This window comes from Allobosea sp. LjRoot90, from assembly GCF_964254315.1.
Lineage (GTDB): Bacteria > Pseudomonadota > Alphaproteobacteria > Rhizobiales > Beijerinckiaceae > Allobosea.
This window is the reverse complement of the sequence record NZ_CAXUTF020000006.1, coordinates 122954-147542: the sequence shown is the minus strand read 5'-3', so window position 1 is coordinate 147542 and position 24589 is coordinate 122954. Positions and strand designations below refer to the sequence as shown.

Sequence of the window (24589 nt, the reverse complement as noted above, 5' to 3'; positions counted from 1 at the left end):
GCCATGACAGCCCTCATGCCAAAGTCCGCCGGCACTCTCCTCGTCCTCCTTGCCATCATCGTTCTCTGGCAGGGGCTGCATCTTCTGGTCGGCGCCTCCTCGCTGGCCTCGCCGGTGCAGACCGTCGCCAAGCTCGGCGCCCTGCTCGCGACCGGCGAATTCTGGCTCAACGTCTCCGAGACGATGCGCGCCTTCGTGGCCGCCTTTGCGATCTCGCTCGCCGGCGGCATCACGCTCGGCATCGTGCTCGGCGTCCGCAAACTCGCCGGCAATGTCGCAGAGCCGATCCTGACGACGCTCTACTCGATCCCCAAGGTCGTGCTCTATCCGCTGGTGCTGCTCTGCTTCGGCCTTGGCATTTCCGCCAAGATCGCCTTCGGCGTGATGCACGGGCTGATCCCGATCACGCTGTTCTCGATGAACGCCATCCGCCAGATGAAGCCGGTCTATCGCCGGACGTCGCAGGTGATGCGGCTCTCAGCCTCGCAGAACGCTTTCACCGTGATCATGCCGGCGATCCTGCCGGAGATCATCTCCGGCGTCAGGCTCGGCTTTTCGCTGACACTGCTCGGCGTGCTGATCGGCGAGATGTTCGCCTCGCAGCGCGGCCTCGGATTCATGCTGACGAGCGCGATCAATATCGGCCAGATCGACACGATCATGGCGATCGCGCTGCTGCTGACCGTCTTCGCGGTCACCTGCAACACCTTGATGATGCGCTTCGACCGGCGTCTGACGCACCGCTAAAGCGCCTTCCGGCGGCTTGCGCCGGCCGTGCCAGTCATGCAGGTTGCGGCTGACTCGTCCCGCTCGCCGCAGCCTGCGCGCCGCATTGGAAAACCCATGAACCTTCATCGTCTCGGCGCCGCTGCCGTTCTCGTCGCTCTGCTGGGCGGCTGCGTCTCGCGCGAGGAGCCTATCGGCGTCTCGGAGCCCGCTCCGGTGCGGACTCGCGTCGTGCGGTCGACGCCGCCGCCGGATGGCGGCACGCTCGATCTTGGCCTGCCTCCGGCCCGTGAGGGTGGGCCGGCCTATGTCCGCTCCGGCATCGGCAGCTCGCCTCGGCAAGGCGAACTTTATGGTGGCGGCACGCTGCCGCAGGGCTTCTGAGGCAGGCCTCAGCGCCATGGCTCCGGAGGCACGAGCGCTGTCCCTTCGTCATGGCCGGGTTTGCCCCGACCATCCACGTCTTCGCTGATCGAGCACAGTGTCCAAGACGTGAATGCTCGCCACAAGGGCGAGCATAACGAACTGAGCGCGTGACGTATCCTCTGTAAGCGGGGGCAGCGCCGCTCAGGTATCGACCGTCGCGTTCAGCGCATTGGCCTGGATGAACTCGCGCCGCGGCTCGACGACATCGCCCATCAGCTTGACGAAGAGATCGTCGGCCTCGTCGTTCTGGTCGTTCTTGACGCGCAGCAGCGAGCGCACGTCGCGGTCGAGCGTCGTCTCCCAGAGCTGGCCGGGGTTCATCTCGCCCAGTCCCTTGTAGCGCTGCAGCGAAACGCCCTTCTTGCCGATGGCGTTGACCGCGTCGAACAGGTCGCTCGGCCCGTTGACGGCATGGTCGTCGCCCTTGCGGCTGAGCACGCCGGGCCGGCCATAGGCCTCCCGCAGCGACACGGCGGCGGCGTCGAGCCTGCGCGCTTCGGCGCTGGCGAGAAGCCCGGAATCGAGCGAGACGACCTGCTTTACGCCGCGCACCAGCCGCGCGAACACGAAGCCGCCATCGGCCGCCTTGCCCTCCCAGCCGCGCTCGATCTCGTCGGAGATCGCATCGAGCCGGCGCGCGACATAGGTCGCGGCCTCGGTGAGCTCGGCCTCGCCGCGCTCGAACTGCGGACGCAAGGCGCCGGCGATGGCGGTCTGCTCGACGACGCGCCGGTCATAGCGCGAATGCAGCTGCGAGAGCGTGTTGCGGATGCTGCGCGCTTCCTCGATCAGGGCGCGCAAATCGGCGCCGCCGCGCTCGCTGCCCTCGCCGGTGCGGAAGACGGCGCCATCGAGCGCGCTGTCGACGAGATAATCCTCGAGGGCGCGCTCGTCCTTGAGATAGGTCTGCGACTTGCCACGCGCCGCCTTGTAGAGCGGTGGCTGGGCGATGAAGAGGTGGCCGCGCTCGATCAGCTCCGGCATCTGCCGGTAGAAGAAGGTCAGCAGCAGGGTACGGATATGGGCGCCGTCCACGTCCGCGTCGGTCATGATGATGATCTTGTGGTAGCGCAGCTTCTCGATGTTGAAGGCGCCCGAATCCTTCTCGTCGCGGCCGATACCGGTGCCGAGCGCGGTGATCAGCGTGCCGACCTGGTCGGAGGACAGCATCTTGTCGAAGCGCGCCCGCTCGACATTGAGGATCTTGCCGCGCAGCGGCAGCACCGCCTGGTATTCGCGGGCCCGGCCCTGCTTGGCCGAGCCGCCGGCCGAGTCACCCTCGACGATGAAGAGCTCGGACTTGGCCGGATCTCTCTCTTGGCAGTCAGCCAATTTGCCTGGGAGAGACGCGATGTCGAGCGCGCCCTTGCGGCGGGTGAGGTCGCGCGCCTTGCGGGCGGCCTCGCGTGCCGCCGCTGCCTCGGCGACCTTGCCGACGATGGTCTTGGCCTCGTTCGGATGCTCTTCGAGCCAGGTCGAGAGCGCCTGGTTGACGACGTTCTCGACCACCGGACGGACTTCCGAGGAGACCAGCTTGTCCTTGGTCTGCGAGGAGAATTTCGGGTCGGGCACCTTGACCGAGACGATCGCGGTCAGACCCTCGCGGCAATCGTCGCCGGTGAGCGAGACCTTCTCCTTCTTCGAGATGCCGGACGTCTCGGCATAGCCCGTGACCTGCCGGGTCAGCGCGGCGCGGAAGCCGGCGAGATGGGTGCCGCCATCCCGCTGCGGGATGTTGTTGGTGAAGCAGAGCACGTTCTCGTGGTAGCTGTCGTTCCACCACAGCGCGACGTCGACGGTGATGCCGTCCTTCTCGTTCGAGAGCATGACGGGCTGGCTGATGATCGGCGTCTTGGCGCGGTCGAGATAGCGCACGAAGGCTTCGACGCCGCCCTCGTACATCAGCTCTTCGCGGACGACCTCGGCATGGCGGGCATCGGTCAGGACGATGCGCACGCCCGAGTTCAGGAAGGCGAGCTCGCGCAGCCGGTGCTCGAGCGTCTTGTAGTCGAACTCGATCATCGTGAAGGTTTCTTGGGAGGGCGTGAACGTCACCTCCGTGCCGCGCTTGTCGCCGGCCGGCCCGACGATCGCGAGCGGGGCAACCGCGTCGCCATGGCGGAACTCCATGAAATGCTCGCTGCCGCCGCGCCAGATCCGCAGCTTCAGCGAGACCGAGAGCGCGTTGACGACCGAGACGCCGACGCCATGCAGACCGCCGGAGACCTTGTAGGAGTTCTGGTCGAACTTACCGCCGGCATGGAGCTGGGTCATGATGACCTCGGCCGCCGAGATGCCTTCCTCGCTGTGGATGGCGGTCGGGATGCCGCGACCATTGTCGGTGACGGTGACCGAGCCTTCGGCGTTCAGCGTCACCGTGACGAGGTCGGCATGGCCGCCGAGCGCCTCGTCGATGGCGTTGTCGACCACCTCATAGACCATGTGGTGCAGGCCCGAGCCGTCATCGGTGTCGCCGATATACATGCCTGGGCGTTTCCGCACCGCGTCCAGGCCCTTGAGAACCTTGATGGAATCGGCGCCATAGGCGGCATCCTCGAGGTCGCGGGCAGCATCGCTCATGGTGGGGTCCTTCGGCGGGCGAGCAGGCGCCCGCGATGATCTTGATTCGTCAGGAGAATATAGGGCTTCAGGATGGCTTTTTCACGTGCGTGCGCGTGCGTACGCGAGAGTGGTGGATTTAGCCAGAAAATGTCGCGATCGCGTCGAGGAAGGTCTCGCCATACTGCGCGAGCTTTCGTTCGCCGACGCCTTCGATGGCGCGCATCTCCTCCAGCCCCAGCGGCCGCTCGCGCGCCATGGCGATCAGTGTCCGATCGGTGAAGATGATATAGGCCGCCACCCCCTCCTCGCGGGCGAGCGTCAGGCGTAGCTGGCGCAGATGCTCGAACAGCGCGGCGGTGTCACCGTCGAGTCCGTCGGCGCGTGCCGCCTCGCGCTGGCCGCGGCGCGAGCGCCGTTCACCCAGGGGGTCGACGCGCAACGCGATCGGCTCGCGGCCGAACAGGATGTCCTCGCCTTTCGCCGTCAGGCAGAAGCCGCCATGCTCGGTGCTGGCCTCGGCGAGCGCGCCGGCGGCGAAGAGCTTTCGCGTCAGCGCCATCCAGGCCCCCTTCGGCTTGTCATTGCCGACGCCGAAGGTCTTCAGCCCGTCATGGTTCTGGCGGCGGATCGCCTCGGTCTGGGTGCCGGTCAGGATGTCGGCGAGATGGCCTGCGCCGAAGCGCTGGCCCGAACGCGCCACCGCAGAAAGCAGCTTGCGTGAATCCAGCGTCGCGTCGGCGAGCTCGGGCGTGGTCGGCCCGCACAGATCGCAGCGGAACGGCGCGTCACCATGCCGGCAGGGCTGCACCGCCTCGCCGAAATAGGACAGCAGCGCCGAGCGCCGGCACAGCGCCGATTCGCACAGGTCGATCATCGCGTTGAGGCGCTTGTGCTCGATGCGGCGGCGCTCCTCGTCGATCTGCTTCTCGTCGATCTGGCGGCGGCGCAGCGCCATGTCGTCGACGCCGTAGAGGGTCAGCGTATCTGCGGGGAGCCCGTCGCGGCCGGCGCGGCCGATTTCCTGGTAGTAGCTTTCGATCGAGCCCGGCATGTCGGCGTGGACGACGAAGCGGACATCGGGCTTGTTGATGCCCATGCCGAAGGCGATCGTGGCGCAGACGACGACGCCATCCTCCTGCAGGAAGATGTCCTGGTTGCGGTTCCGCTCCGCCTGCTCCAGCCCGGCATGATAGGCATAGGCCTTCCAGCCCTTCTCGCTCAGGCCTGCAGCCAGCTTTTCGGTTCGGCTACGCGAGGAGCAGTAGACGATGCCCGAGCCGCCGCGATGGACTTTCAGGAAATCGTCGATCTGCCGACGCGGCTGCTCCTTCGGCGCAAAGGCGAGCTTCAGGTTCGGCCGGTCGAAGGAATGGACGACGAGGTGCGGCGGCGCCGGGAAGAGCTGCTGGGCGATGTCGTCGCGCGTCTGGCGGTCGGCGGTCGCCGTCAGCGCCGTCACCGGGACATCGCCGAGCGCCTCGCGCACCTTCGAGAGCAGCCGGTATTCCGGGCGGAAGTCGTGCCCCCATTGCGAGACGCAATGGGCTTCGTCGATGGCGAGCCTGGTGACGCCGAGGCGGCGCAGGCGGGCGACCAGCCCCTCTCCCGCCAGCCGTTCGGGCGAGACGAAGAGCAGTCTGAGCTCGCCGGCGTTGAGCTTCGCCCAGGCTTCGCTTGCCTCAGCTTCGCTGTTCATCGAGTTGAGCGAGGCGGCGGACACGCCGGCGCGAACCAATTGTCCGACCTGGTCGCGCATCAAGGCGATCAGCGGCGAGACCACCAGCGTCAGCCCGCCGGCGACCAATGCCGGCAGCTGGTAGCACATCGACTTGCCCGAGCCGGTCGGCATCACCGCGAAGACGTCGCGGCCGACGAGCGCGGCCTCGATCACTTCCCATTGCCCGGGCCGGAAATCATCATAGCCGAAGACCGACTTCAGGATCGCGCGGGCTTCTGATTCGCGAGGCGACGACATCGGCCGGATGTGCCGGATTCGCGACGCAAAGGCCAGCCACCGCGCGATTCCGTCCCCGCTTCTCGCAAGCCCGCTTGATCGGTCGTGGCCGGTGCCTCACGCTGCGGCAATTGCCGAGGAGGTTTCCATGCGACTGCTTCTGACGGCCGCCATCTGCTGTCTCGCCGCGGTTGCGCAGGCCCGGCCGCTCGAACGCGAATTGCCGCCGAAGGGGAATGCCTGCTGGGAGCGTAGCTACGATGCCGCTCACCTCGCCAGCCATCCCCGACAGAAGGTGACGCGAATTCGGCTGCTGCACAGCCCGCAGAACTGGCAACCGGGTGAAGGCGGCAGCCTCTACGTCATGCTCTACATCAACCTGCGCGAGCGCGTGAACCCCGGGCAGAGCTTCGACTACCAGCTCAGCGGCTTCTGCAAGGCAGTCGGGCAGGGCTTGCGCTGCGTGCCGGAATGGGAGGCGGGGAGCTGGCGGCTCGAGCGCGGCCCGAACGGGGCGCTCGATATCCGCAATGCCGGCATCACCGCCAATCCGAACCCCTATGATGCCGAGGAGATCGCCGACGATGCGGTCAGCATTCCAGCCAAGCCGGACGACGGGCTCTGGCGCCTGTCGCCGGCCAGCGGGCGGTGCGAGATTGAGTAGCCGGGCTTAAGGGTGAAGCGCCGCCACCTTCACCAGCCGCGCCACCATCTTGTCGCGCATGCCGCGCAGGCGCTTGTCGGTGAAGTCGCCATCCTCGCCATAGGCCTTGTCGGCACCGTTGACCGCCAGCATTTCCGGGATCAGCAGAGCGCCGAAGCCGAGTTCGAGCACGGTGCGTAGCTGTGTCAGGCAGCGATAGGTGCCGAGATTGCCGGCCGAGGCGCCGCCGATCGCGACGACCTTCTCGCGCAGGCCCGGCCCGCCGGAGCGGACGATGCTGATCCAGTCGAGCGCATTCTTCAGCGCCGGCGGATAGCCCGCATTGTATTCGGGGCTGGCGATGAAGAGCCCGTCATGGGCATCGACCAGCGCCGCCAGCGCCTTCGCCTCATCAGGCGGGTCGTTGTCGAACGCGCGCGCGTCGACCAGCGGCAGCGGATAGTCGCCGAGCGAGATCTGCCTCACTTCGGCTCCCGCATCCGCGAGATTCCCCGCGATCAGGGTCGCGAGCCGGGCATTCATCGAGCCTGGGCGCCAGGAGCCGGCGAAGACGAGGATTTTGGGCATGGTTACTCCAACTGCGCGGCCGGAGCGAACGCGCCGGCTTTCTCATCGCGCGATGTCGAAGCGATACGGGCTTTCCGTCAAGCCCGCGCCATCATGGCTTGGCGCGGCGATAGACCCAGACGCGTGCCGGCGGGATATTGCGCAGCACCCAGTCGGAAACCTCAGCCTTGAGGTGGGAGCCCTTGCGCGGCACCGGCGAGATCACCGCATAGGTGAACTGGATGAAGGGCCCGCCGGGGCGCAGCACATTGGCGAAAGCGTCCTGCACCAGCTCGGTACGCTCCGCCGGTGGCTTGTTGAACAGCGGCAGCGAGGACACCACCGCGCTCGCCTTTTCAGTCAAATGCCCGGCGAGCGTCGTCGAGAGCGCATAGGCATCGCCCTCGATGACCGTGGCCTGCGGGAAGCGCCGGCGCAGCAGCTCGCAGAATTCCGGGCTGTATTCGACCAGGATCAGTCTGGACTCGTCGATGCCGCGCGCGATCAGCGCCTCGGTGACCGGGCCGGTGCCGGGGCCGATCTCGACCACCGGTCCCTCGGCCAGCGGATCGACGTAAGACGCCATGCGCTTGGCCAGAAATGGGCTCGATGGTGCGACGGCGCCGGTGCGGCCGGGCGAATCGATCCAGGATTTGAGGAAGCGGGCATCATCGCCGAAACGCGCCTTCGCCTCGTCGGCCGCCTTGCGGACGCGTGACTTGAACTTGTCGGCGGTGTTGCGGACCTCGTCCTCGACCTTGTAGCGCGCCGCAACGACCCGCAATCTCGCTTCGGCGACGCTGTCGACCAGATCGGCAGCGGTCAACCGCACTTCGTGCTCCAGTCGCGCGGCGACTGACGAGCGCCCGAGGCGGGTGGTGCGCAGGCGCTGACCGGAAGCGGAGTGGGCCATCCAGAACCTCAGTTTGGCGACGGAAATGGCCCGCGCCGAAGCGGCGTGACAATACTGTGACGTTACGCCGCTGTCATATGGGGTCAAGAGCAGGCCGAAGCCAGCGATTTCTCAAGCGGCCCGCGGAGCGGGCGCTCAGATCAGCGGGCGCGGCTGCAATTCGCTCTCGAAGAGCAGCGCCATGCGTTCGGTCAGCCGGGGATTATGAACCGTGAGGCGGCCACGTTCGAGCGAGAACATCCCGGCTTTTCGTAACTTTGCCCAGGTCTTGCTGGTGTGGACGAGTGACAGGCCCAGCGCGTCGGCGAGCTGCTGCTGGGTCAGCGGGAAGGCGAAGCTGTTCTCGGCGACGAGACCGAGCGTCTCGGCCCGGCGATAGAGCGAGATCACCAGCGCGGCGATCCGCTCCTGGGCGCTGCGCTGGCCGACCGAGGTCAGGTTCTCGTCGATCAGACTCTCCTCGCGTGATCCGAGCCAGGCGAGCTCATAGGCCAATGCCGGCATCCGCCCGAAGAATTCATAGGTCCGCCGGCGCGGGAAGACACAGAGCTCGACGTCCGTCAGCGCCTCGATGCCGTGCTGGGCGGCGCTCAACAGTGAAGCCTGCAGGCCGACGAGATCGCCGGGCAGAAGAAAGTTGAGGATCTGCCGGCGCCCGTCCGGCAGCGATTTGTAGCGGAAGGCCCAGCCGGAGAAGAGCGTGTAGAGCTCGGCATCCTCCTGCCCGGGGTGGATGATGTCGGCGCCGGCCGGCAATTGGCGATGGTCGAGCTTCATTGTCTGGATGAAGCGGATTTCCTCGTCGGACTTGTCCTTGAAGGCCGGCTTCAGCCGCAGCGGACAGGCAAGACAGGACGGGCTGCGGTGATTGCGATGATTGCTCGATGCGACGATCACGCCGGGCTCCCTCGCCCGCCCGGAACTCATGGCGAACGCTTGCGTTTTCTGTGTGGCGCGAAAGCTGCGGCTTAGCAATCGCGCCTGTCTCGGCACACCCGACCGGCTCTGGAGGCCATTGCATGAAACCACCCGCCTCCGGGTTGCGGCGCTCACGCCTGCGCCAGTTCTTTCGCGTGGCCCGGCGCTTCTGGACCGGAAAGAGTCGGCTGCGCGCCTGGGGCCTCACCCTCGCGGTGCTGCTATTCGTCGCTGCCCAGCTTGGTGCCGCGGTCGGCGTCAACAGCTGGAACCGGCTGTTCTTCGACGCGCTGGAGAAGCGCGACCTCGACAAGGTCTGGGCGGCGATCGGCTGGCTGCCATTGATCGTCGCGGCGTCGGCGGCATCGTTGTCCTGCCTGGTGATCAGCCGGATGCTGCTGCAGATGCGCTGGCGGGAATGGCTGACCTATCGCCTCGCCGGCTGGTGGATCGCCGACCAGCGCTATTACCGGATGCAGTTCGTTGCGCCCGACCAGAGCGCACCGGAATACCGCATCGCCGAGGATGTCCGCCTCGCCATCGAGCCGCTGGTTGAGTTCGCGATCGGACTGCTCAGTGCCTTTGTCACGGCGGTGACCTTTGCCGCGATTCTCTGGCAGGTCGCCGGCACCGCGCACTTCACCCTCGGCGGAACCGAGGTCGTGATACCCAGCTATATGGCGCTCGCTGCGATCGTCTATGCGGTCATCGCTTCGCTCGCGGCCTATTTCGCCGGTCGGCCTTTGGTGCCGCGCATCGCCGCTAAGAACGAGGCGGAGGCGCAGTTCCGCGCCGAGATGACGCGGCTGCGCGAGAACGCCGAGAGCATCGCCCTGATCAAGGGCGATGCCGACGAGCGCGATTCCGTCGGCGAGAACTATGGCCGGATCGTCGCTGCCTGGCTGAAGGTGATCCGACAGCAGGCTGTCATCGCGATCGTGCTCAACACCAACGGCGCGCTCTTTCCGATCGTGCCGCTGCTGCTGATCGCGCCGAAATACCTGTCGGGCGAGATCACGCTCGGCGCGGTCATGCAAGTCGTCGCCGCCTTCAGTGCCGTGCAGACGGCGTTGATCTGGTTCGTCGACAATTTCGTCCGGCTGGCGGAATGGTTTGCCTCGGTGACCCGCGTCGACGAGCTGGCCGAGGCGCTGGAGGCGCTCGATGTTGGCGCGATCATGGAAGGCGAGACCCAGATCGAACTGGGGGAAAGCGAGGATGGTGGCATCCACATCGCCGATCTTTCGATCGCTCACAGCAATGGACGGATCGTCATCGCCGATGCGTCGGTGGTGATTGCGGCTGGCGAGAAGGTGCTGATCGCCGGCGAGAGCGGTACGGGCAAAAGCACCTTGATCCGGGCGATCGCCGGCCTCTGGCCCTGGGGCTCGGGCTCGATCAAGCTGCCACCGGGCAAGCGCATCGCCTTTGTGCCGCAGAAGCCCTATCTGCCGATCGGCACGCTGCGTGACGTGATGCTCTATCCGGAAGCCGAGAGCCGCGTCGACGACGAAGCGGTCAGAGATGCGCTGAAACGCTGCGGTCTCGCCTCGCTCGGCCGACGGCTCGACGAGGAGGAGCGTTGGGACCAGACCTTGTCTGGCGGCGAGCGTCAGCGCGTCGCCTTCGCGCGGCTGCTGATCCAGAAGCCCGACATCATCATCATGGACGAGGCGACCTCGGCACTCGACGAGGCCAGCCAGGACTCGCTGCTCGGGCTGATCGAGAGCGAGCTTTCCTATGCGACGATCATCAGCGTCGGGCATCGGCCCGGCCTCGAGGATTTCCACGAACGCAAGATCACCTTCGAGAAGCGCGAGGCTGGCGCGCATCTGACCACGAAGCGCCTGACGAGGTCGCTCTGGCGACTGTTCCGCCGCCGCGAGGCCGCCAACGACCAGCCGGCAGGCTGAAAAAGAATCGGGATGGCTGCGAAATCTGGGCAAACCGGAACAAATCCTCGCCGAACGGGTTGAGAAGCCGTCCCCGCCTTTATGGGCGACCACACGAACGGGAGAGCGAAGATGACCACCGCCAGCCTTGCCCCCCTCAAGCGCGCTGCCACCTTCTTCGGCGGCATGGCCTTGGTCGTGACGGCACTCACCATGGGCGCCTCGATCCAGAACGGCTTTGGCGAGAGCTCGGAAGCGGTCGCCCAGGCCAAGCTCCAGCGCGGCGCTCCGGCCGACGTCCAGTTTGCGGCGGTCAACCCGGCCGAGATGCGCCGTGACTTCGCCCACCGGGTCGTGCCGACCTCGCAGCGTGAGGCCAGCCTCAAGGGCAACACCATCCTGCGGTGATCCGAGCCTCTGGCGGAACCGATCCGCCGCTCGCGCGTAGTTGATGCGCCTGACCAGCAAAGCCGCCGCGAGGCGGCTTTTTGCTGTACGGAAAGATCGAGGCCGGCTGGGGACGAATATGTATCTGCGCATTCGCCACGCGACGACCTATCGCTATGCGCAGCCGGTTCGGTTCGGCCCGCATCGGCTGATGCTGCGTCCGCGCGATTCCTTCGATCTGCGCGTGATCGACACCGCGATCACGATTTCACCGCAAGCCAATCTGCGCTGGATGCACGATGCCTATGGCAACCCGGTCGCCATGGCGACGTTCGCCGGCAGCTCCGACACGCTCGATGTCGTCAGCGAGCTCGTTGTCCAGCGCTTCGGTTCGGCCTTGCCACGCAGCAGAGTGGAGCCTGACATCGAGAGCTCGGAAGTGAGCTATACGCCGGCCGAGCGCGCGGTGCTCCAGCCCTATCTCGATCTGGCCGCAGCTGACCCCAACGGCGCTCTCGATGCCTGGTTGCAGGAGTTCAGGGCGCGGCTGAACGGCGGCCATCTGCTGCGGGCGCTGGCGCATGAGATCAGCACCGGCCTGACCTATGCCGTCCGCTATGACGAGGGCACCCAGCACCCGCTCGACACGCTGCAGATGGCGGCGGGCTCCTGCCGAGACTATGCGTGGCTGTTCATCGAGCTGGCGCGCCGGCTCGGCTTCGCCGCCCGCTTCGTCACCGGCTACATCCACGACCGTTCTCCGGCGAGCGGGGCGCTGGCCTCCGTGGTCGGGCTGACCCATGCCTGGGCCGATGTCTTCATTCCCAATGACGGCTGGGTCGAGTTCGATCCGACCAACGACCTCGTGGCCGACCGGCAATTGCTGCGCGTCGCGGTGGCGCGAGTGCCGGAGGATGCCTCGCCGATCTCCGGCAGCTATGTCGGCCCGGCCGGGGCTTTCATCGGGCTCAGCGTCGGGGTGGCGATCACGCCGGCCGAAGGACTGAGCTGAGCCGCGTCGCCTTGGTGCTGAATGCTGTGGCCGAGGCCGAGCCGCCAGACGCCCAGGCTCCGGCCTTCAGGCGGGCTGATCTCGACCGCCTCGATCTGCATCAGCAGCCCGGCGAACAGGCGCGGCGGTGCGATCCGCGGAGCATCGCGATCCGTCGTGATCGCGATGTCGATGAGGTTCGCTCCGGCATGCGTCACGGCAAGGTCGATGCCGATGCCGGGAGCGGCCCGCAGCGCGCGGGTGACCACATCGACGATTAGGAAGCCGAGCGGGATGATCCGGTCGATCGGCAGGGCGGCTTCCGTCTCGATCCGGCTCTCCAATCGCTGCGTCCGGGCAAGGATCAGGCTCGAGATCATCGCGACGACGTCATCGAGGAAGAGGTCGATCCGCACCGGCTGCATCTCGCCGTCGGCGAGGGTGAAGCGATAGGCCGCCGACAGCACATGGACGCGGCATTCCGCATCCGAGAGCGCCATGCGCGCCTCGCCCTGATGGTCACGCTTGGTTAGGCCGATGTAGCTCTGCACGACCTGCAGGCTGTTCTTGACCCGATGATGCAGCTCGCGGACCAGGAAACGGTTGTCGTCGAGCGCGAGCCTGAGCTTGCTCTGGCGTACCTCCTGCTCGTCGACCATCGTGTTGAACGCTTCGGCGACGCTGCGAATATCGCGCGGCATCTCGTCCGAGAGCGGGACGCGGGCACTGGCCGAGCTGGATCTCGCCCGGGCAGTCGCTTCGATGCCGCGCAACCAGCGCACGCAATGCTGGTCGATCGCCTTCATGTAGACCAGCCCGAGCAAGGCGAGGGTCAGCAACGGCGCCAGCAGCAAGGTATAGAATAGGGTGGTTGCGGCTTGCTCTGCCCTACCGTCAAAGCTCACGACGACGTAGAGATTCGGTTCGGCCACCATGCGGGCGGCGTAGGCCCGGCCTGACCCGGCCCGGCTCGATGACGTCCAAAGCGCTGCCTGCTCCGGCACTGTCTCAGCCTTCGGAAGCCATGATGCATCGGCCTGCGCGCCGCCGCGCGCCACTACGACCTCGCCGCCCCTTCGGACCAGCGCCGCCATCATGCCGGCATCGCCGCTGCCGAGATCGAAGACGTCGTCGAGCGGGTCCGGCTTGGTCAGCAGGAGGGCATCGCCCTCGTCGAACTGGGTGTAGATGGCCAGATAGGAGCGGCCAGCGATGGTGACCTGATCATAGTGGGCCTTTGCGAATTCAGTGCCACCCCAGAGCTTGATCGGCGGATGGGTGGCGAGTTGGCTGGCGATCGCGGTGAGCTCGCTGTGGGCAATGCTGCTGCCAAGCCCGCCGAGGCAATCCGGCCGGCCGGGAACGCGCAGCAGCAGCGCCTCGTAGCCCGAAACCGCGGCAATCGCCCTCTCGGCGATCCGGTCGCAACTGTCCGAGGGCGGTGGCATGGCGCGTATCGCGGTAGCGCTGGTGACCAGCGAACGCAGCGCGCCGCGATACCAGACGCGGGTGCGCACGGCGAAATCATCCGCCGCCCGCGTGTGCGACGTCTGGATCGCCTCGAAGACAGTCCGGTAGGTCGCAACCGCCGCCGCCGCCGTGAGGCAGGCTATCGGCAGGACGATCGCGACCATCAGCGCCAGCAGGCGGCCACGGACCGTCCTGAACAGTGAGAGCGCCATCAGCTGCTGACGGTTTCAGGCCCGGCGCGCTGGACGGCTGCGGTGATCCGGCGATCGGGGCCGAGATCATCGACGCCGCCAATGGACAAAAGCTCCGCCAGCTTGGCGCGCGCCCGGTTGACGCGACTCTTGATCGTGCCGATGGCGACGCCGCAGATCTCGGCCGTCTCCTCGTAGGAAAGCCCGGTGGCGCCGACCATGATCAGCACCTCGCGCTGTTCCTCGGGCAGCTTTGCCAGCGCCTTGCGGAAATCGGCGAGGTCGAGATGGCTCTCCTGGTTGCCATGGGTGGCGAGCCGGTCGGCATAGGTGCCGTCGCTGTCCTGCACCTCGCGTCCGCGCTTGCGATAGAGCGAATAATAGGTGTTGCGCAGGATGGTGAAGAGCCAGGCCCGCAGGCTCGTGCCGGGCTGGAACTTTTCGGCGTTGCCCCAGGCCTTGAGCAGCGTGTCCTGAACCAGATCATCGGCGAGCTGCATCGATCCTGACAGTGACGCCGCGAAAGCGCGCAGGTTCGGGATTTCGGCGATCAGCCCGTCTTTGAAATCAGCTGCGCTCATTGGCACCATCCTCGGTGCTCAGGCGCTGCTCGGTCGCCTCGAGCTGGGCCAGCAAGACCAGGAACCGATCCGGGATCGGCGCCGTGACGAGGTCTTCGTAATGCGCCTTGAGAGATCGGCCGATCGATTCTTGCACCCTCGGATCGAGCACCACGTCTTCGTCGATTTCGGCTCGGGCCGCTTCGGGCGGATCGGCATTCATCAGATTCATGATCCCTCGCTCCATCGGCGCGCCGACATTCCGTCGATCACGCCTGTCCACGCGTCGCACGCCCGTTGACACGCTTGCACGCGACTGCCCCGAAACGCACTTCATTCGGCCCAATAACGAGGGCGAATGAAAAAGGTTCCGCCGGGAACAAAAAATATTTTTCTTGTCATAACAGTGACTTGGGTGTTTTTCTCCAGCAACTTTGTCTAGAGCCGGATCCGATCAAGCTGGAACAGCCCGATCGGTGAATCCGTCTCTCACTTTTGGTTGGAGCGCCGTCCAATCAGCTTCAGTGCAAGCTGATTGGAACGGGCTTCGGGGGATAGCATGATGTCGATCGCCACTGAAATCGCGCCGCATTTGCCTTATTTGCGCCGTTTCGCCCGGGCGTTGAGCGGCACCCAGGCGAGCGGCGACGCCTATGTCGTTGCGACGCTGGAAGCGCTGATCGCCGATCCCGGCACCTTCCCACGCGAGTTCGAGCCTCGAGTCGGCCTTTACCGTCTGTTCCTGCAGATGTGGTCGTCCGTGGGGCTCAACACGCAGGCCGGGGTGCCGGCGGCCGAACGCTCTGCCGCAGAGCGCAATCTCGATGGGCTGACGCCGCGCTCGCGCCAGGCCTTCCTGCTGCGGACGGTCGAAGGGTTCCCGATCGAGGAGGTCGCCCAGATCATGAATGTCACGACGGGAGACGCCGCCGGTCTCGTGCAGTCCGCCGGCCAGGAAATCGCCGAGCAGGTCGCCACAGACGTGCTGATCATCGAGGACGAGCCGATCATCGCCCTCGACATCGAGACCATGGTCGAGGAGCTCGGCCACAGGGTCATCGGTGTCGCCAGGACGCATCGCGAGGCGATCGCGCTGGTTGCCAAGAAGCGGCCCGGCCTGGTGCTTGCCGATATCCAGCTGGCGGATGGCAGTTCCGGCCTTGAGGCGGTCAATGAGATCCTCGAAGCGATCGAGGTGCCGGTGATTTTCATCACTGCCTATCCGGAGCGCTTGCTGACCGGGGATCGGCCGGAACCGGCCTTCCTGATCACCAAGCCGTTCCAGCCCGAAGCCGTGAAGGCTGCGATCAGTCAGGCGCTGTTCTTCGACCGCCGCGCCGGTCGCAAGGCCGCCTGACACAGGCCCGGTGACTGGGAACAAACCGGCCGTCCCTCGCGTTGCCCCGGCCCGGGCGGTGCGAAGGAGATCGGTCATGTCCATGCCTCTGCTGGCAGCGCTGATTGTCGCAGCCTCCCTGACGGTTATGTTCGCGGCCGTCGGCTGACGGCATGCGAAAGCGCTCGTTCGTCAGGCAGGGCGGCTATGCAGTCGTGATCGCGGTGGCCGGGCTTGCCGGCGTCTGTCTCGCCGGGGGCCGTGAGTCTCGTCCGGCAAACACGCTTCTGCCCCCGCCGCGACCCGCCTCTTTACCGACTGCAGCTCCGATACCCACTCCGGCGCCGCCAGCTGCGCCGGTCAATGCCGAATCTGCCGCTGTTACAGAAGGCAGCGGTTGCCTCCGGATTCTGACCGGCGTGGTCGGAAACCAGATTCGCCCGGCAACGCCGGCCGCAAAACCGGAAACGGAGGATTGCCGGGTGGTCGATCCGGTCGTGGTCGAAGCGCTTGCGGTCCGCAGCCCGTCGGGACCGGCGCAGGTCAGGCTGCTTCCCCCACCGACAGTGAGCTGCGAGCTGGCGCGTGCGGTTTCGCTCTGGCTCGACACGAGCCTGCAACCTCTGGCGCGTGGGGCGTTCACGCGCGAGCTGACGGCACTTCGCGTCGGCGGTGGGCATGAGTGCCGCAGGCGCAATCGCCAGACGCAAGGTCAGCTGAGCGAGCACGCCACGGGACGGGCGCTCGACATCTTTGCCTTCCAGATCGGCGATGAGAAGCAGGGCGGAACGGCGGTGTCAGTCGAGCGACCCAACGGTCTGGAGCAGGTACGCTTCCTGGATGCGGTGCGCCAATCGGCCTGCGGCGCTTTCATGACGGTCCTTGGCCCCGGCTCGGACGCAGCCCACGCCAACCATCTGCATGTCGATATTCAGCAGCGCAGGGCGGCGTCGAGCCGCTTCTGCCAATGATCTCGGCTCGGCCCTATGACACGATCGTGAAGATGCTGTCCGGCACGTCGGACTGCGCGGCCACCGGCGGCGGGCACTTGCCGCTCGACCAGCTCTCACGCCGGCGCGCGAGCTCCGCCAGCGCCGAATCATGATCGAAACCCTCGCGCAGAAGTTGTTCGAGGTCCCAGAATGGCGGAAGATCGCGCGCCAGGGTAGGCGTTGGGAATATCCGCACCGGGTAGGTCCGTCCTTGCTTTGGCATGTGCGCGTCCACTGTTCTGTTCCCGTCAACGCAAGCACCGGATTGAGGTTCCGGATTATTTGGGAACTATGGAGCGATTGGGGCGCTTTGGTGCGGTTTCGAGGCGCGGCGCGGATGGTAGAACCGGGCCGGGTCGAGGGCGAGATGCTTCCGGGACAGGGCGCAGGAGAGAGTGAATGAGACGTTTGATAGGTATGACCCTCCTGGCCGCCGGCTCAAGCCTCTTCGCGGCTACGGCCCTGGCGCAGAGCGGTGCGCCGGCCGGGCGCCTGACCTGCACGATCGGCGCGGGGCTTGCGCAGGCCGTCGCGACCCAGAAGCCGCTCGACTGCCGCTTCCGGCCGCGGCGCGGGCCCCTGCAGACTTATTCGGGTGTGATTCGCGGCTTCGCGCTCGACGCCAGGACGGTCGGGCGCAGCCTGCTCGCCTGGCGGGTCTACGGTCCCTATGCGCGTGCGCCGCTCGGCGTCCTCAACGGCCCCTATGCCCGCAAGCAGGGCGAGGTCGCGCTGACCGGCAGCGTCGACAACGATGTCCGGCTGGTGCCCCGGAGTCTGCCGCTGCAGCGCGGTGCCAATGTCGCGCTCGGCGTCACCGCCTTCGAGCTCAATCTGGTCCAGTCGCCGCGCAAGCGCTGAACTCGGATACTTACACTTTCCTAACCATATTGAACCAATTTGAATTGAATTTGAAGAGTTTACAGCGGAGAATCCGACCCAGAGCGGAACAAGGCTGATCGAGCAGGCGTTCATGAAGCTCACAAGCAGGTAAATCAGCTTGGGGCGTATCGTGAAATTAGAAGGTTATCTGGGGCTCATGTCCGGTATTAGGATCCTCATCGTCGAGGACGATCCCTTTATCGCGATGGATATCGAGAGCGCCGTGAGCGAGGAGCTTGGCGACGCTGCCGAGCTGATCGTGGTCGAATCGGTGTCGCAGGCGCGACGCGCCGCCGATCTGCCGCTCTCCTGTGCTCTGCTCGACATCGACGTCATCGGCGGCAAGACCTTCGCATTCGCCGCCAGTCTGCGCGCCAGGGGAACGCCGCTGGCGTTCGTTTCAGGCTCGGCGCCGAGCGAGGTGCCGCCCGAGCTGCGTGACGTCCGCTTCGTGCGCAAGCCCTTCTCCGCCGGCGAACTCGGTCGCTTCGTCTCCAAGGTCGTGAACAAGGCCTGAGGCTGGCCGGTTACTCCGCAGCCTCCTCCTCGACCAGCTGCTCCCGTTTCGGGAAGGTGACGGCGACGCGCGTGCCGGGGGGCGTGGCGGCGTCCGAGGAGAGTGGTGTGACCTCCATTGTCGCCCGCATGCTGCGCAACAGGGCGTTGATCACCGACTTGCCCAGCCCGGCCGTCGCCTGATCCTCAGGCATTCCAACGCCGTCATCCTCGACCGAGAGGACCAGATCGTCTTCGGGCGTGCGGCCGAGGCGGATCGTGATCTTTCCCGCAGCACCATCTGGAAAGGCGTGCTTGATCGCGTTGGTCACCAGCTCGTTGATGACAACGACGAAGGAGACGGCGTCGCGGCCCGGCAGTCGAATCGCATCCATCGCCAGTTCGATCTCGATCGGTCGGCCTTCCGCGGCCTTGCCGATCTCGGCCAGCAAGTCTTCCAGATAGGGCTGGGCCTCGATCTCGTCGGCCTCGATGTCGAGCCGCAGGCGGCGTTGCCCGGCCGCGATTGCCTGGATGCGGGACTGCGCCTGGGCGAGCGCCTGCTTGACCGCCGGCTCGCGCGTCTGCCGGCTCTGGACATTGAGGAGTGCTGAGACCATCGCCAGATTGTTGCCGACGCGATGATTGACGTCACGCAACAGCGCCTCGATGCGCAGCCGTTCGTTCTCAAGCTGGAGCGTCCGTTCGCTGACCTTCCGCTCCAGCTCGGCGTTCGAGCTGGAGAGCGAGACGGCACGGCGATGCCGAACCCGCAATTGCAGCCAGGCCGCGAAGCACAGACCGGCGAGAGCGACCAGGATGCCGACGCTGGCCAGGACGCGGCGCCGGGCCTCGCGGCGGCTGCTGGCGTTCAGGCGAAGGTTCTCTTCGAGCTGGATCGCGCTCACGACCTCGCGCAGCTCCTGGGTGAGCCGGTTTCCGGTACCCTGCGCGACGAGTGCGATGGCGTCACTGCGCTGACCGCGCCGCACCAGCGCGATCGTCTCGGCCATTTCGCCGAGCTTCCTGGTCGTAATGGCGCGGGCACGCTGGAGGCGCTCCAGCTGCGTCGGGCTATAGGCCACGAGCTGCTCGATCTGGTCGAGGCTCGGCAGCAGCTCCGCCCGTCTTTCATTGTAGGGATCGAGATAATGCTCGTCGCCGACGAGCATGAAGCCACGCTGCCCGGTTTCCGCGTCGAGCAGGTTGCCGAGGAAGCGTTCGCTGCGTTCACGGATGTCAATCGAGCGCGCGACCAGCCGCGAGGCCTCGTCGGCCTGCATGTTGATCCAGGTGGCGATGAGCACGGCAGCCGTGACCACGGCGATCGCGATCGCCGCCGAGGATGCGGTGTAGAGGCGCGCACCGAGCAAGGGGAGTCCCGGTAACAGCCAGCGTTGACGGAGCTTCAGCTGGGCATTCATTAATGCCTTGAATAGACGCTGAAGATCGATCGCCAAAGGTAAAAAGACAGGTCGCAGTGAAGCGGCCGCGATAAAGGCCGCCGCTTCAAGCCAGATACGCCTTATTTTTCAGCGTCATCGCCCTGTGCAAACTGCCGGCCCAGAATGAGCCCGAGCAGGACGACGCCGCCGACGAGCCCTGCGCGCCAGCCGAGCTTGCGACTGCCGACCAGCGATGCGGCGAGTGGGGCGGCCGCGACGGCGGCAGCCAGGCGTCGATCCGGGCGCGGCCGGCTCTTCACATAAAGCGCGATCCCGAGCATGAGCAGCGAAGCAGCGAGCAGCCCGCCGGCGATCGACAGGCTGGCGGTGATCGCCCCGTAATGCAGCGTCAGCACCGTATGCAGCGCGTTGAGTGCATAACCGACCGCAGCAGCGGCGAGCACGCTGGCCAGCAGATAGAGCACGATAACCGTCACGTTGCGGCGGACGGCGCCGCCGATCTCGCGCGTGACCAGACCGGTCAGCCCTCCCAGCATGGCCTTAGCGCGCCGAGAGGAAGCCGACGAACAGCCCGACCGCGGCCGCCAGTCCGAGCGCCCGCAAGGGCCGCTCGCGGATCTCACGGATGATCAGCTCTTCCAGGTCGCCAGCCTGCTCGCGGGCGATTTCGACCATGCGGTCGGTATCGACGCCAACTGATTTCAGCTTGCTGCTGACGGTCGCGGCTAGGTCTTCGGCTCCGCGCGTCAGGCTGGCCTCGATCTCCTCGGCCTCGTCCTTGACGCGACGGCCGGCGCGGCGGGCACGCTCGGTCGTGTCGGAGGCGGCGTCAGCCACTTCGTCCTTGGCGCGTTTGACCGAGGCCGCGGCCTGTCGCTTCGCAGTGGTGCTGGTGGCGGCCATCAAACGGCTCCCTTGGTGTTGGAATGGTGACGATGCCATGCGTACCGACATGGCGCAAAGTTCAACGCACGAGCGCCGGGGCAGTTCCGGCCTCGCTGACCGGCGCGGCCTCTCTCGCGGCCTGTTCGGCCTCCTGCTGCGCTTTCCGATAGTTGGCGAACTCCTCGCGGGCGACGAGAGCCACGAGCAGGATCGGTGTCGAGAGTACCGCGCCAACCGGGCCCCACAGCCAGAGCCAGAAGACGAAGGAGATGAAGACCAGGAAGGGCGAGATCGTCAGCCGCCGCCCTACGAAGACCGGCGTCACCGCATTGCCCTCGATGAGGTGGACGACGAAGTAGGCCATGGCTGGCCAGGCCGCGACCAGCAGCGAGGAGGGCGACAGCAGCCCGGCGGCGAAGAACGCGACCGTGACCATGATCGGCCCGATGAAAGCGAGATAATTCAGGAAGAAGGCCAGCGCCCCCCAGAAGACCGGGTAGGGCAGGCCCGCCCACCAGGCGATCGCCATCGAGATCACGCCCATGCCGAGGTTGATCAGCGTCACCAGGCCGAAATAGCGGGCCGTGCGGGTCTCGATCTCTTGGAAGAAGCTGCCAGCCGATTTGCGTGCGCCGCGGCCGAGGCAGAACCGCAGGGTGCGGGCCTTGAGATGGCGCCGCGTCGCCAGCCAGAAATAGACGGTCGCGACGAAGATCAGGAGCCCGCCAGCTGCAGCGGTCGAGGAGACCGCGATCGAGACCAAAGGGTTGCCCTCGGAAACGCTGACTTTGGCGCCGTCACCGCCGGCGATATCGCCGGCCATCCGCTTGAACTCTTCCATGAAGGCGAAGACGCCGACGAGCTTGAGCTTCAGCGCAAACAGCATCTTCGGAAATTGATCGCTCCAGGCGGCGATCGGCACGGTCAATGTGCCGATCAAGAGCAGCAGCAGCAGCACGCCGGAGAGGACAACCAGCGCCGCGGCGAGATGCTGCGGCAGGCCGCGCCGGACCATCCAATCGACCGGCGGGCCGAGCACGAGGCCGAAGATCACCCCGGCCGTCACCGGCAGCGCGATGACGCGCGTCAGGTGGAGCGAGGCGGTGGCGAGGATGACGAAGATGCCGACGATGCAGTAGCGGACGATGAGATCATGGTCCTGCGGCGTGATCTCGCTGGAGGAGGTTTCCTCGACCTCCGGCTCGGCCATGTAGCGCGGAAACGGCTTCCAGGCGGATGCGTTGAGCATATCGGCGAATCCAGCGCGCAAATGGCGCCCCCCGGCGCACTTCGCCTGCTCAACGCGGTGGTTGCGGCGAAGGTTCCGGAGGTCTGAAGCTGGCTCTCAGTGCGCCTCGTCCCAGTTGTCAGCGGCGCGCGCATCGACGACGAGCGGCACCCTGAGCGCGACCGCCGGCTGCGGCGCCTCGACCATCACCCTGCGGATCACCGGCAGCGCCGCCTCGACCTGCGCCTCCGGCACCTCGAAGACGAGTTCGTCATGCACTTGCAGCAGCATGCGCGCGTCGAGCTTGGCTTCCGCGAGCGCGTCTTCCATCCGGATCATGGCGCGGCGGATGATGTCGGAGGCCGAGCCCTGGATTGGCGCGTTGATCGCCTGGCGCTCGACGAAGGCGCGCTCGGACGGGTTCTTCGAAGCGACCGCCGGGAAATGGCAGACGCGGCCGAAGATCGTCTCGACCGCGCCCTTGGCGCGCACCGTGGTGCGGGCCTGGTCCATATAGTCGCGGATGCCGGGGAAGCGTTCGAAGTATTTGCGGATATAGGCGCTGGCTTCCTCGCGCGAGATGCCGAGCTGGTTGGCGAGGCCGAAGGCCGAGATGCCGTAGATGATGCCGAAATTGATCGCCTTGGCGCGCCGGCGCACCTCGCTCGGCATGCCGGCGACGGGGACGCCGAACATCTCGGACGCCGTCATCGCATGGATGTCGACGCTATCGGCGAAGGCCTGCCGGAGCTGCGGGATATCGGCGATATGGGCAAGGATGCGCAGTTCGATCTGGCTGTAGTCGGCCGAGACCAGCTTGTGGCCCTTCTCGGCGACGAAGGCGGTCCTGATCTTGCGGCCGGCCTCGGTGCGGATCGGGATGTTCTGCAGGTTCGGCTCGGAGGACGACAGCCGCCCGGTCGTCGTCGCCGCCAGGGCATAGGAGGTGTGGACCCGGTGGGTCTGCGGGTTCACGTAAGTTGGCAGCGAGTCGGTATAGGTCGATTTCAGCTTGGCGAGCTGGCGCCAATCGAGGATGCGGGCCGGCAGCTCATGGCCCTGCTCGGCCAGCTCCTCGAGCACGCCGGCGCCGGTCGCCCATTGTCCGGTCGCGGTCTTCTTGGCGCCGGACAGGCCCATCTTGCCGAACAGGATGTCGCCGAGCTGCTTGGGGCTGCCGATCGTGAACTTCTCGCCGGCGAGCGTGTGGATCTCGTCCTCCAGCCGCGCCAGCGACTGGGCGAACTCGCCCGAGAGCCGCGACAGGATCTGGCGGTCGATCGAAATGCCACGACGCTCCATCCGCACCAGAACCGGCACGAGCGGGCGTTCCAGCGTCTCGTAGATCGTGGTCTTGCGCTCGGATACCAGCCGCGGTTTCAGCGCGAGCCAGAGCCGCAAGGTGACGTCGGCATCCTCGGCGGCATAGGCGGTCGCCCGGTCGAGCGGCACCTTGTCGAAGGTGACCTGGCTCTTGCCGGAGCCAGCGACCTCCGAATAGGCGATCGGCTTGTGGCCGAGATGGGTCTCCGAGAGCCGGTCCATACCATGGCTGCCATTGCCGGCATCGAGCGCATAGGAGACCAGCATGGTGTCGTCGAAGGGCGCGACGTCGAGCCCGTGCCGGTTGAACACGGCGATGTCGTATTTGAGGTTCTGGCCGATCTTCAGCACGCCGGGATCGATAAGCAGCTGCTTCAGCTCGGCCAGTGCCTGGTCGAGAGGGATCTGGCCTTCGAGCAGGCCGGAATCGAACAGACCGTCGCCGGTGCGATGCTGCAGCGGGATATAGCAGGCCTTGCCCGGTGCGACCGCGAGCGAAATCCCGATCAGGTCGGCCTGCATCACGTCGAGCGAGTTGGTCTCGGTATCGAGCGCGACGAAACCCGCCTCATAAGCCCAGCCGATCCAACGCGAGAGATCGGCGAGGGTGCGCACGCATTCGTAAGCCGCGTGATCGATCTTGACCGCGAGCGCTGCGTCCTTGCGGGCAGCGGCGAGATCGGAGGGCCGCAGCCAGCCATCGGCTGGAGCGGATGCCGTCGGCACGGCGCCGTTCGCGACGGGAACAGCCGTGGCGGTCTCGCCCGTCCCTGCGATCGGAGCATCGATCTCGGCATAGAGCGCCTTCAGCGCAGCGGCGCGGGCGCCGCCCGGGGCGAGATCGGGATCGGCATCGATTGCTGCGGCGTCGGCCTCATAGGCCTCGGCCGCGCGCTTGGTGATGGTGGTGAACTCCATCGCCTTGAGGAAGGCGATGAGTTTTGCCGGATCGGGCTGGTTCAGCGTGAGGTCGCCGAGCGGCGTTTCGACCGCGACGTCCTCGACCAGCGTCACGAGCTTATGCGAGATGCGGACCTTCTCGATCACCTCGGGATTGGTCAGCGTCTCCCGGCGCTTGGGCTGTTTGATCTCGCCGGCGCGCTTCAACAGCGTTTCGAGGTCGCCATATTCGCCGATCAATTGCGCCGCCGTCTTGATGCCGATGCCGGGCGCGCCCGGGACATTGTCGGTTGCATCGCCCGCCAGCGCCTGGACATCGGTGACCTTGTCCGGCGTGACGCCGAAATACTCGACCACCTCGGGCTCGCCGATGCGCCGCTCCGGCCGGAAGCCGACGCCCTTCTTGGCGTCGCCCGAAGCCGGGTCGTACATCGCGACGCCCGGCCGCACGAGCTGCATCAGATCCTTGTCGGCCGAGACGATCAGCACGTCGGCGCCGGCCTCGCGCGCCTGCCTGGCATAGGTCGCGATCAGGTCGTCGGCCTCGTAGACATTCTGCTCGACCGGGATCAGCCCGAAGGCGCGCACGGCGTCGCGCATCAGCGGAAATTGCGGAATCAGATCCGGCGGCGGGTCGGAACGATTGCCCTTGTAGGCCGGGTAGATCTCCTTGCGGAAGGAGTTCTCGCTCTTGTCGAAGACGATGGCGAGATGGGTCGGCTTCACCCCGAGGACGCCCTCGCGCACGAACTGGAACAGCTTGGTCGCGAACAATCGGACCGCGCCGGAAGGCAGCCCGTCGGAGCGGGCATTGTATTTCCGGTCCTGGTTGATCGACTGGAAATAGGCGCGGAAGATGAAGTTCGAGCCATCGACCAGGAAGAGATGGTCGCCGGGCTTGAGCTGGGGGCTGTCGTTCGTCATGGCCGGGACCATAGGGCT

At 66.3% G+C, this 24589-nt stretch carries 24 protein-coding genes; 10 read left to right on the top strand and 14 right to left on the bottom strand.

Annotated elements, in window-relative coordinates; translation table 11 throughout:
- The first annotated feature begins 15 nt into the window (after nucleotides 1-15).
- A complete protein-coding gene (locus ACSQ3M_RS21345; RefSeq protein ID WP_436152082.1) occupies nucleotides 16-747 on the top strand; it encodes an ABC transporter permease in 732 nt (243 codons plus the stop codon).
- Nucleotides 748-843: 96 nt separating this feature from the next.
- Complete coding sequence (locus ACSQ3M_RS21340) at nucleotides 844-1110, top strand: hypothetical protein (RefSeq protein WP_436152081.1); 267 nt, start codon at nucleotides 844-846, stop codon at nucleotides 1108-1110.
- A gap of 183 nt (nucleotides 1111-1293) precedes the next feature.
- Here the strand turns inward: ACSQ3M_RS21340 and gyrB are convergent, their stop codons facing one another.
- Together gyrB and recQ are read right to left on the bottom strand one after the other, a co-directional pair.
- The gene (gene gyrB / locus ACSQ3M_RS21335) at nucleotides 1294-3732 is read right to left on the bottom strand and encodes a DNA topoisomerase (ATP-hydrolyzing) subunit B (protein WP_436152080.1); all 2439 of its coding nucleotides are present in this window, start codon (nucleotides 3730-3732) and stop codon (nucleotides 1294-1296) included.
- 118 nt (nucleotides 3733-3850) lie between these two features.
- A complete protein-coding gene (recQ, locus tag ACSQ3M_RS21330; RefSeq protein WP_436152079.1) occupies nucleotides 3851-5689 on the bottom strand; it encodes a DNA helicase RecQ in 1839 nt (612 codons plus the stop codon).
- 127 nt (nucleotides 5690-5816) lie between these two features.
- Here recQ and ACSQ3M_RS21325 point away from each other — a divergent pair, with 127 nt between their 5' ends.
- Complete coding sequence (locus ACSQ3M_RS21325; protein WP_436152078.1) at nucleotides 5817-6332, top strand: hypothetical protein; 516 nt, start codon at nucleotides 5817-5819, stop codon at nucleotides 6330-6332.
- 6 nt (nucleotides 6333-6338) lie between these two features.
- Here ACSQ3M_RS21325 and ACSQ3M_RS21320 read toward each other — a convergent pair whose 3' ends face one another.
- From ACSQ3M_RS21320 to ACSQ3M_RS21310, 3 genes are all read right to left on the bottom strand, one after another.
- Nucleotides 6339-6899 carry an NADPH-dependent FMN reductase gene (locus tag ACSQ3M_RS21320; RefSeq protein ID WP_436152077.1) on the bottom strand — a complete coding sequence of 187 codons (561 nt, stop codon included), beginning with the start codon at nucleotides 6897-6899 and terminating at the stop codon, nucleotides 6339-6341.
- 91 nt (nucleotides 6900-6990) lie between these two features.
- Nucleotides 6991-7791: a class I SAM-dependent methyltransferase gene (locus ACSQ3M_RS21315; RefSeq protein WP_436152076.1), complete on the bottom strand. Its 801-nt coding sequence runs from the start codon at nucleotides 7789-7791 to the stop codon at nucleotides 6991-6993.
- A gap of 135 nt (nucleotides 7792-7926) precedes the next feature.
- Nucleotides 7927-8688 (bottom strand): Crp/Fnr family transcriptional regulator, encoded by a 762-nt coding sequence (locus ACSQ3M_RS21310; RefSeq protein WP_436152075.1) that lies wholly within the window; start codon nucleotides 8686-8688, stop codon nucleotides 7927-7929.
- Nucleotides 8689-8810: 122 nt separating this feature from the next.
- Between ACSQ3M_RS21310 and ACSQ3M_RS21305 the strand changes: the two genes are divergently transcribed.
- The 3 genes from ACSQ3M_RS21305 to ACSQ3M_RS21295 all read left to right on the top strand — a co-directional run bounded on the left by ACSQ3M_RS21305 (nucleotide 8811) and on the right by ACSQ3M_RS21295 (nucleotide 12000).
- Nucleotides 8811-10622, top strand: a complete 1812-nt coding sequence (locus ACSQ3M_RS21305; protein WP_436152074.1) for an ABC transporter ATP-binding protein/permease — start codon at nucleotides 8811-8813, stop codon at nucleotides 10620-10622.
- Between the two features lie 111 nt (nucleotides 10623-10733).
- Nucleotides 10734-11009 carry a hypothetical protein gene (locus ACSQ3M_RS21300; protein ID WP_436152073.1) on the top strand — a complete coding sequence of 92 codons (276 nt, stop codon included), beginning with the start codon at nucleotides 10734-10736 and terminating at the stop codon, nucleotides 11007-11009.
- A 118-nt stretch (nucleotides 11010-11127) separates the two neighbouring features.
- On the top strand, nucleotides 11128-12000 hold the full coding sequence (locus tag ACSQ3M_RS21295; RefSeq protein WP_436152072.1) for a transglutaminase family protein: 873 nt from the start codon (nucleotides 11128-11130) through the stop codon (nucleotides 11998-12000).
- Here ACSQ3M_RS21295 and ACSQ3M_RS21290 read toward each other — a convergent pair.
- The 3 genes from ACSQ3M_RS21290 to ACSQ3M_RS21280 are packed head-to-tail and all read right to left on the bottom strand — an operon-like array spanning nucleotide 11925 to nucleotide 14423.
- The gene (locus tag ACSQ3M_RS21290) at nucleotides 11925-13661 is read right to left on the bottom strand and encodes a sensor histidine kinase (protein ID WP_436152071.1); all 1737 of its coding nucleotides are present in this window, start codon (nucleotides 13659-13661) and stop codon (nucleotides 11925-11927) included. The genes ACSQ3M_RS21295 and ACSQ3M_RS21290 overlap by 76 nt on opposite strands.
- On the bottom strand, nucleotides 13661-14230 hold the full coding sequence (locus tag ACSQ3M_RS21285; protein ID WP_436152070.1) for a sigma-70 family RNA polymerase sigma factor: 570 nt from the start codon (nucleotides 14228-14230) through the stop codon (nucleotides 13661-13663). The genes ACSQ3M_RS21290 and ACSQ3M_RS21285 overlap by 1 nt, the downstream gene beginning before the upstream one ends.
- Nucleotides 14208-14423, bottom strand: coding sequence for a NepR family anti-sigma factor (locus ACSQ3M_RS21280; protein ID WP_436152069.1), 216 nt, complete (start codon nucleotides 14421-14423; stop codon nucleotides 14208-14210). Before ACSQ3M_RS21280 ends, ACSQ3M_RS21285 begins: the two co-directional genes overlap by 23 nt.
- 339 nt (nucleotides 14424-14762) lie before the next feature.
- Here ACSQ3M_RS21280 and ACSQ3M_RS21275 point away from each other — a divergent pair, with 339 nt between their 5' ends.
- Together ACSQ3M_RS21275 and ACSQ3M_RS21270 are read left to right on the top strand one after the other, a co-directional pair.
- Nucleotides 14763-15557 (top strand): response regulator, encoded by a 795-nt coding sequence (locus tag ACSQ3M_RS21275; RefSeq protein WP_436152068.1) that lies wholly within the window; start codon nucleotides 14763-14765, stop codon nucleotides 15555-15557.
- 152 nt (nucleotides 15558-15709) lie between these two features.
- On the top strand, nucleotides 15710-16507 hold the full coding sequence (locus ACSQ3M_RS21270) for an extensin-like domain-containing protein (protein ID WP_436152067.1): 798 nt from the start codon (nucleotides 15710-15712) through the stop codon (nucleotides 16505-16507).
- 13 nt (nucleotides 16508-16520) lie between these two features.
- Here the strand turns inward: ACSQ3M_RS21270 and ACSQ3M_RS21265 are convergent, their stop codons facing one another.
- On the bottom strand, nucleotides 16521-16763 hold the full coding sequence (locus ACSQ3M_RS21265) for a hypothetical protein (RefSeq protein WP_436152066.1): 243 nt from the start codon (nucleotides 16761-16763) through the stop codon (nucleotides 16521-16523).
- 164 nt (nucleotides 16764-16927) lie between these two features.
- Between ACSQ3M_RS21265 and ACSQ3M_RS21260 the strand changes: the two genes are divergently transcribed.
- Together ACSQ3M_RS21260 and ACSQ3M_RS21255 are read left to right on the top strand one after the other, a co-directional pair.
- A complete protein-coding gene (locus ACSQ3M_RS21260; protein ID WP_436152065.1) occupies nucleotides 16928-17389 on the top strand; it encodes a DUF992 domain-containing protein in 462 nt (153 codons plus the stop codon).
- 178 nt (nucleotides 17390-17567) lie between these two features.
- Nucleotides 17568-17927: a response regulator gene (locus tag ACSQ3M_RS21255; RefSeq protein ID WP_436152064.1), complete on the top strand. Its 360-nt coding sequence runs from the start codon at nucleotides 17568-17570 to the stop codon at nucleotides 17925-17927.
- 10 nt (nucleotides 17928-17937) lie between these two features.
- Here the strand turns inward: ACSQ3M_RS21255 and ACSQ3M_RS21250 are convergent, their stop codons facing one another.
- The 5 genes from ACSQ3M_RS21250 to polA all read right to left on the bottom strand — a co-directional run bounded on the left by ACSQ3M_RS21250 (nucleotide 17938) and on the right by polA (nucleotide 24571).
- Nucleotides 17938-19278: a sensor histidine kinase gene (locus tag ACSQ3M_RS21250; RefSeq protein ID WP_436152063.1), complete on the bottom strand. Its 1341-nt coding sequence runs from the start codon at nucleotides 19276-19278 to the stop codon at nucleotides 17938-17940.
- A 152-nt stretch (nucleotides 19279-19430) separates the two neighbouring features.
- Nucleotides 19431-19847 (bottom strand): hypothetical protein, encoded by a 417-nt coding sequence (locus ACSQ3M_RS21245; protein WP_436152062.1) that lies wholly within the window; start codon nucleotides 19845-19847, stop codon nucleotides 19431-19433.
- Nucleotides 19848-19851: 4 nt separating this feature from the next.
- Nucleotides 19852-20214: a glycine zipper domain-containing protein gene (locus ACSQ3M_RS21240; protein WP_436152061.1), complete on the bottom strand. Its 363-nt coding sequence runs from the start codon at nucleotides 20212-20214 to the stop codon at nucleotides 19852-19854.
- A gap of 61 nt (nucleotides 20215-20275) precedes the next feature.
- Nucleotides 20276-21445 carry an AI-2E family transporter gene (locus ACSQ3M_RS21235; RefSeq protein ID WP_436152060.1) on the bottom strand — a complete coding sequence of 390 codons (1170 nt, stop codon included), beginning with the start codon at nucleotides 21443-21445 and terminating at the stop codon, nucleotides 20276-20278.
- A 96-nt stretch (nucleotides 21446-21541) separates the two neighbouring features.
- Nucleotides 21542-24571 (bottom strand): DNA polymerase I, encoded by a 3030-nt coding sequence (polA, locus tag ACSQ3M_RS21230; protein WP_436152059.1) that lies wholly within the window; start codon nucleotides 24569-24571, stop codon nucleotides 21542-21544.
- Nucleotides 24572-24589 lie beyond the last annotated feature (18 nt).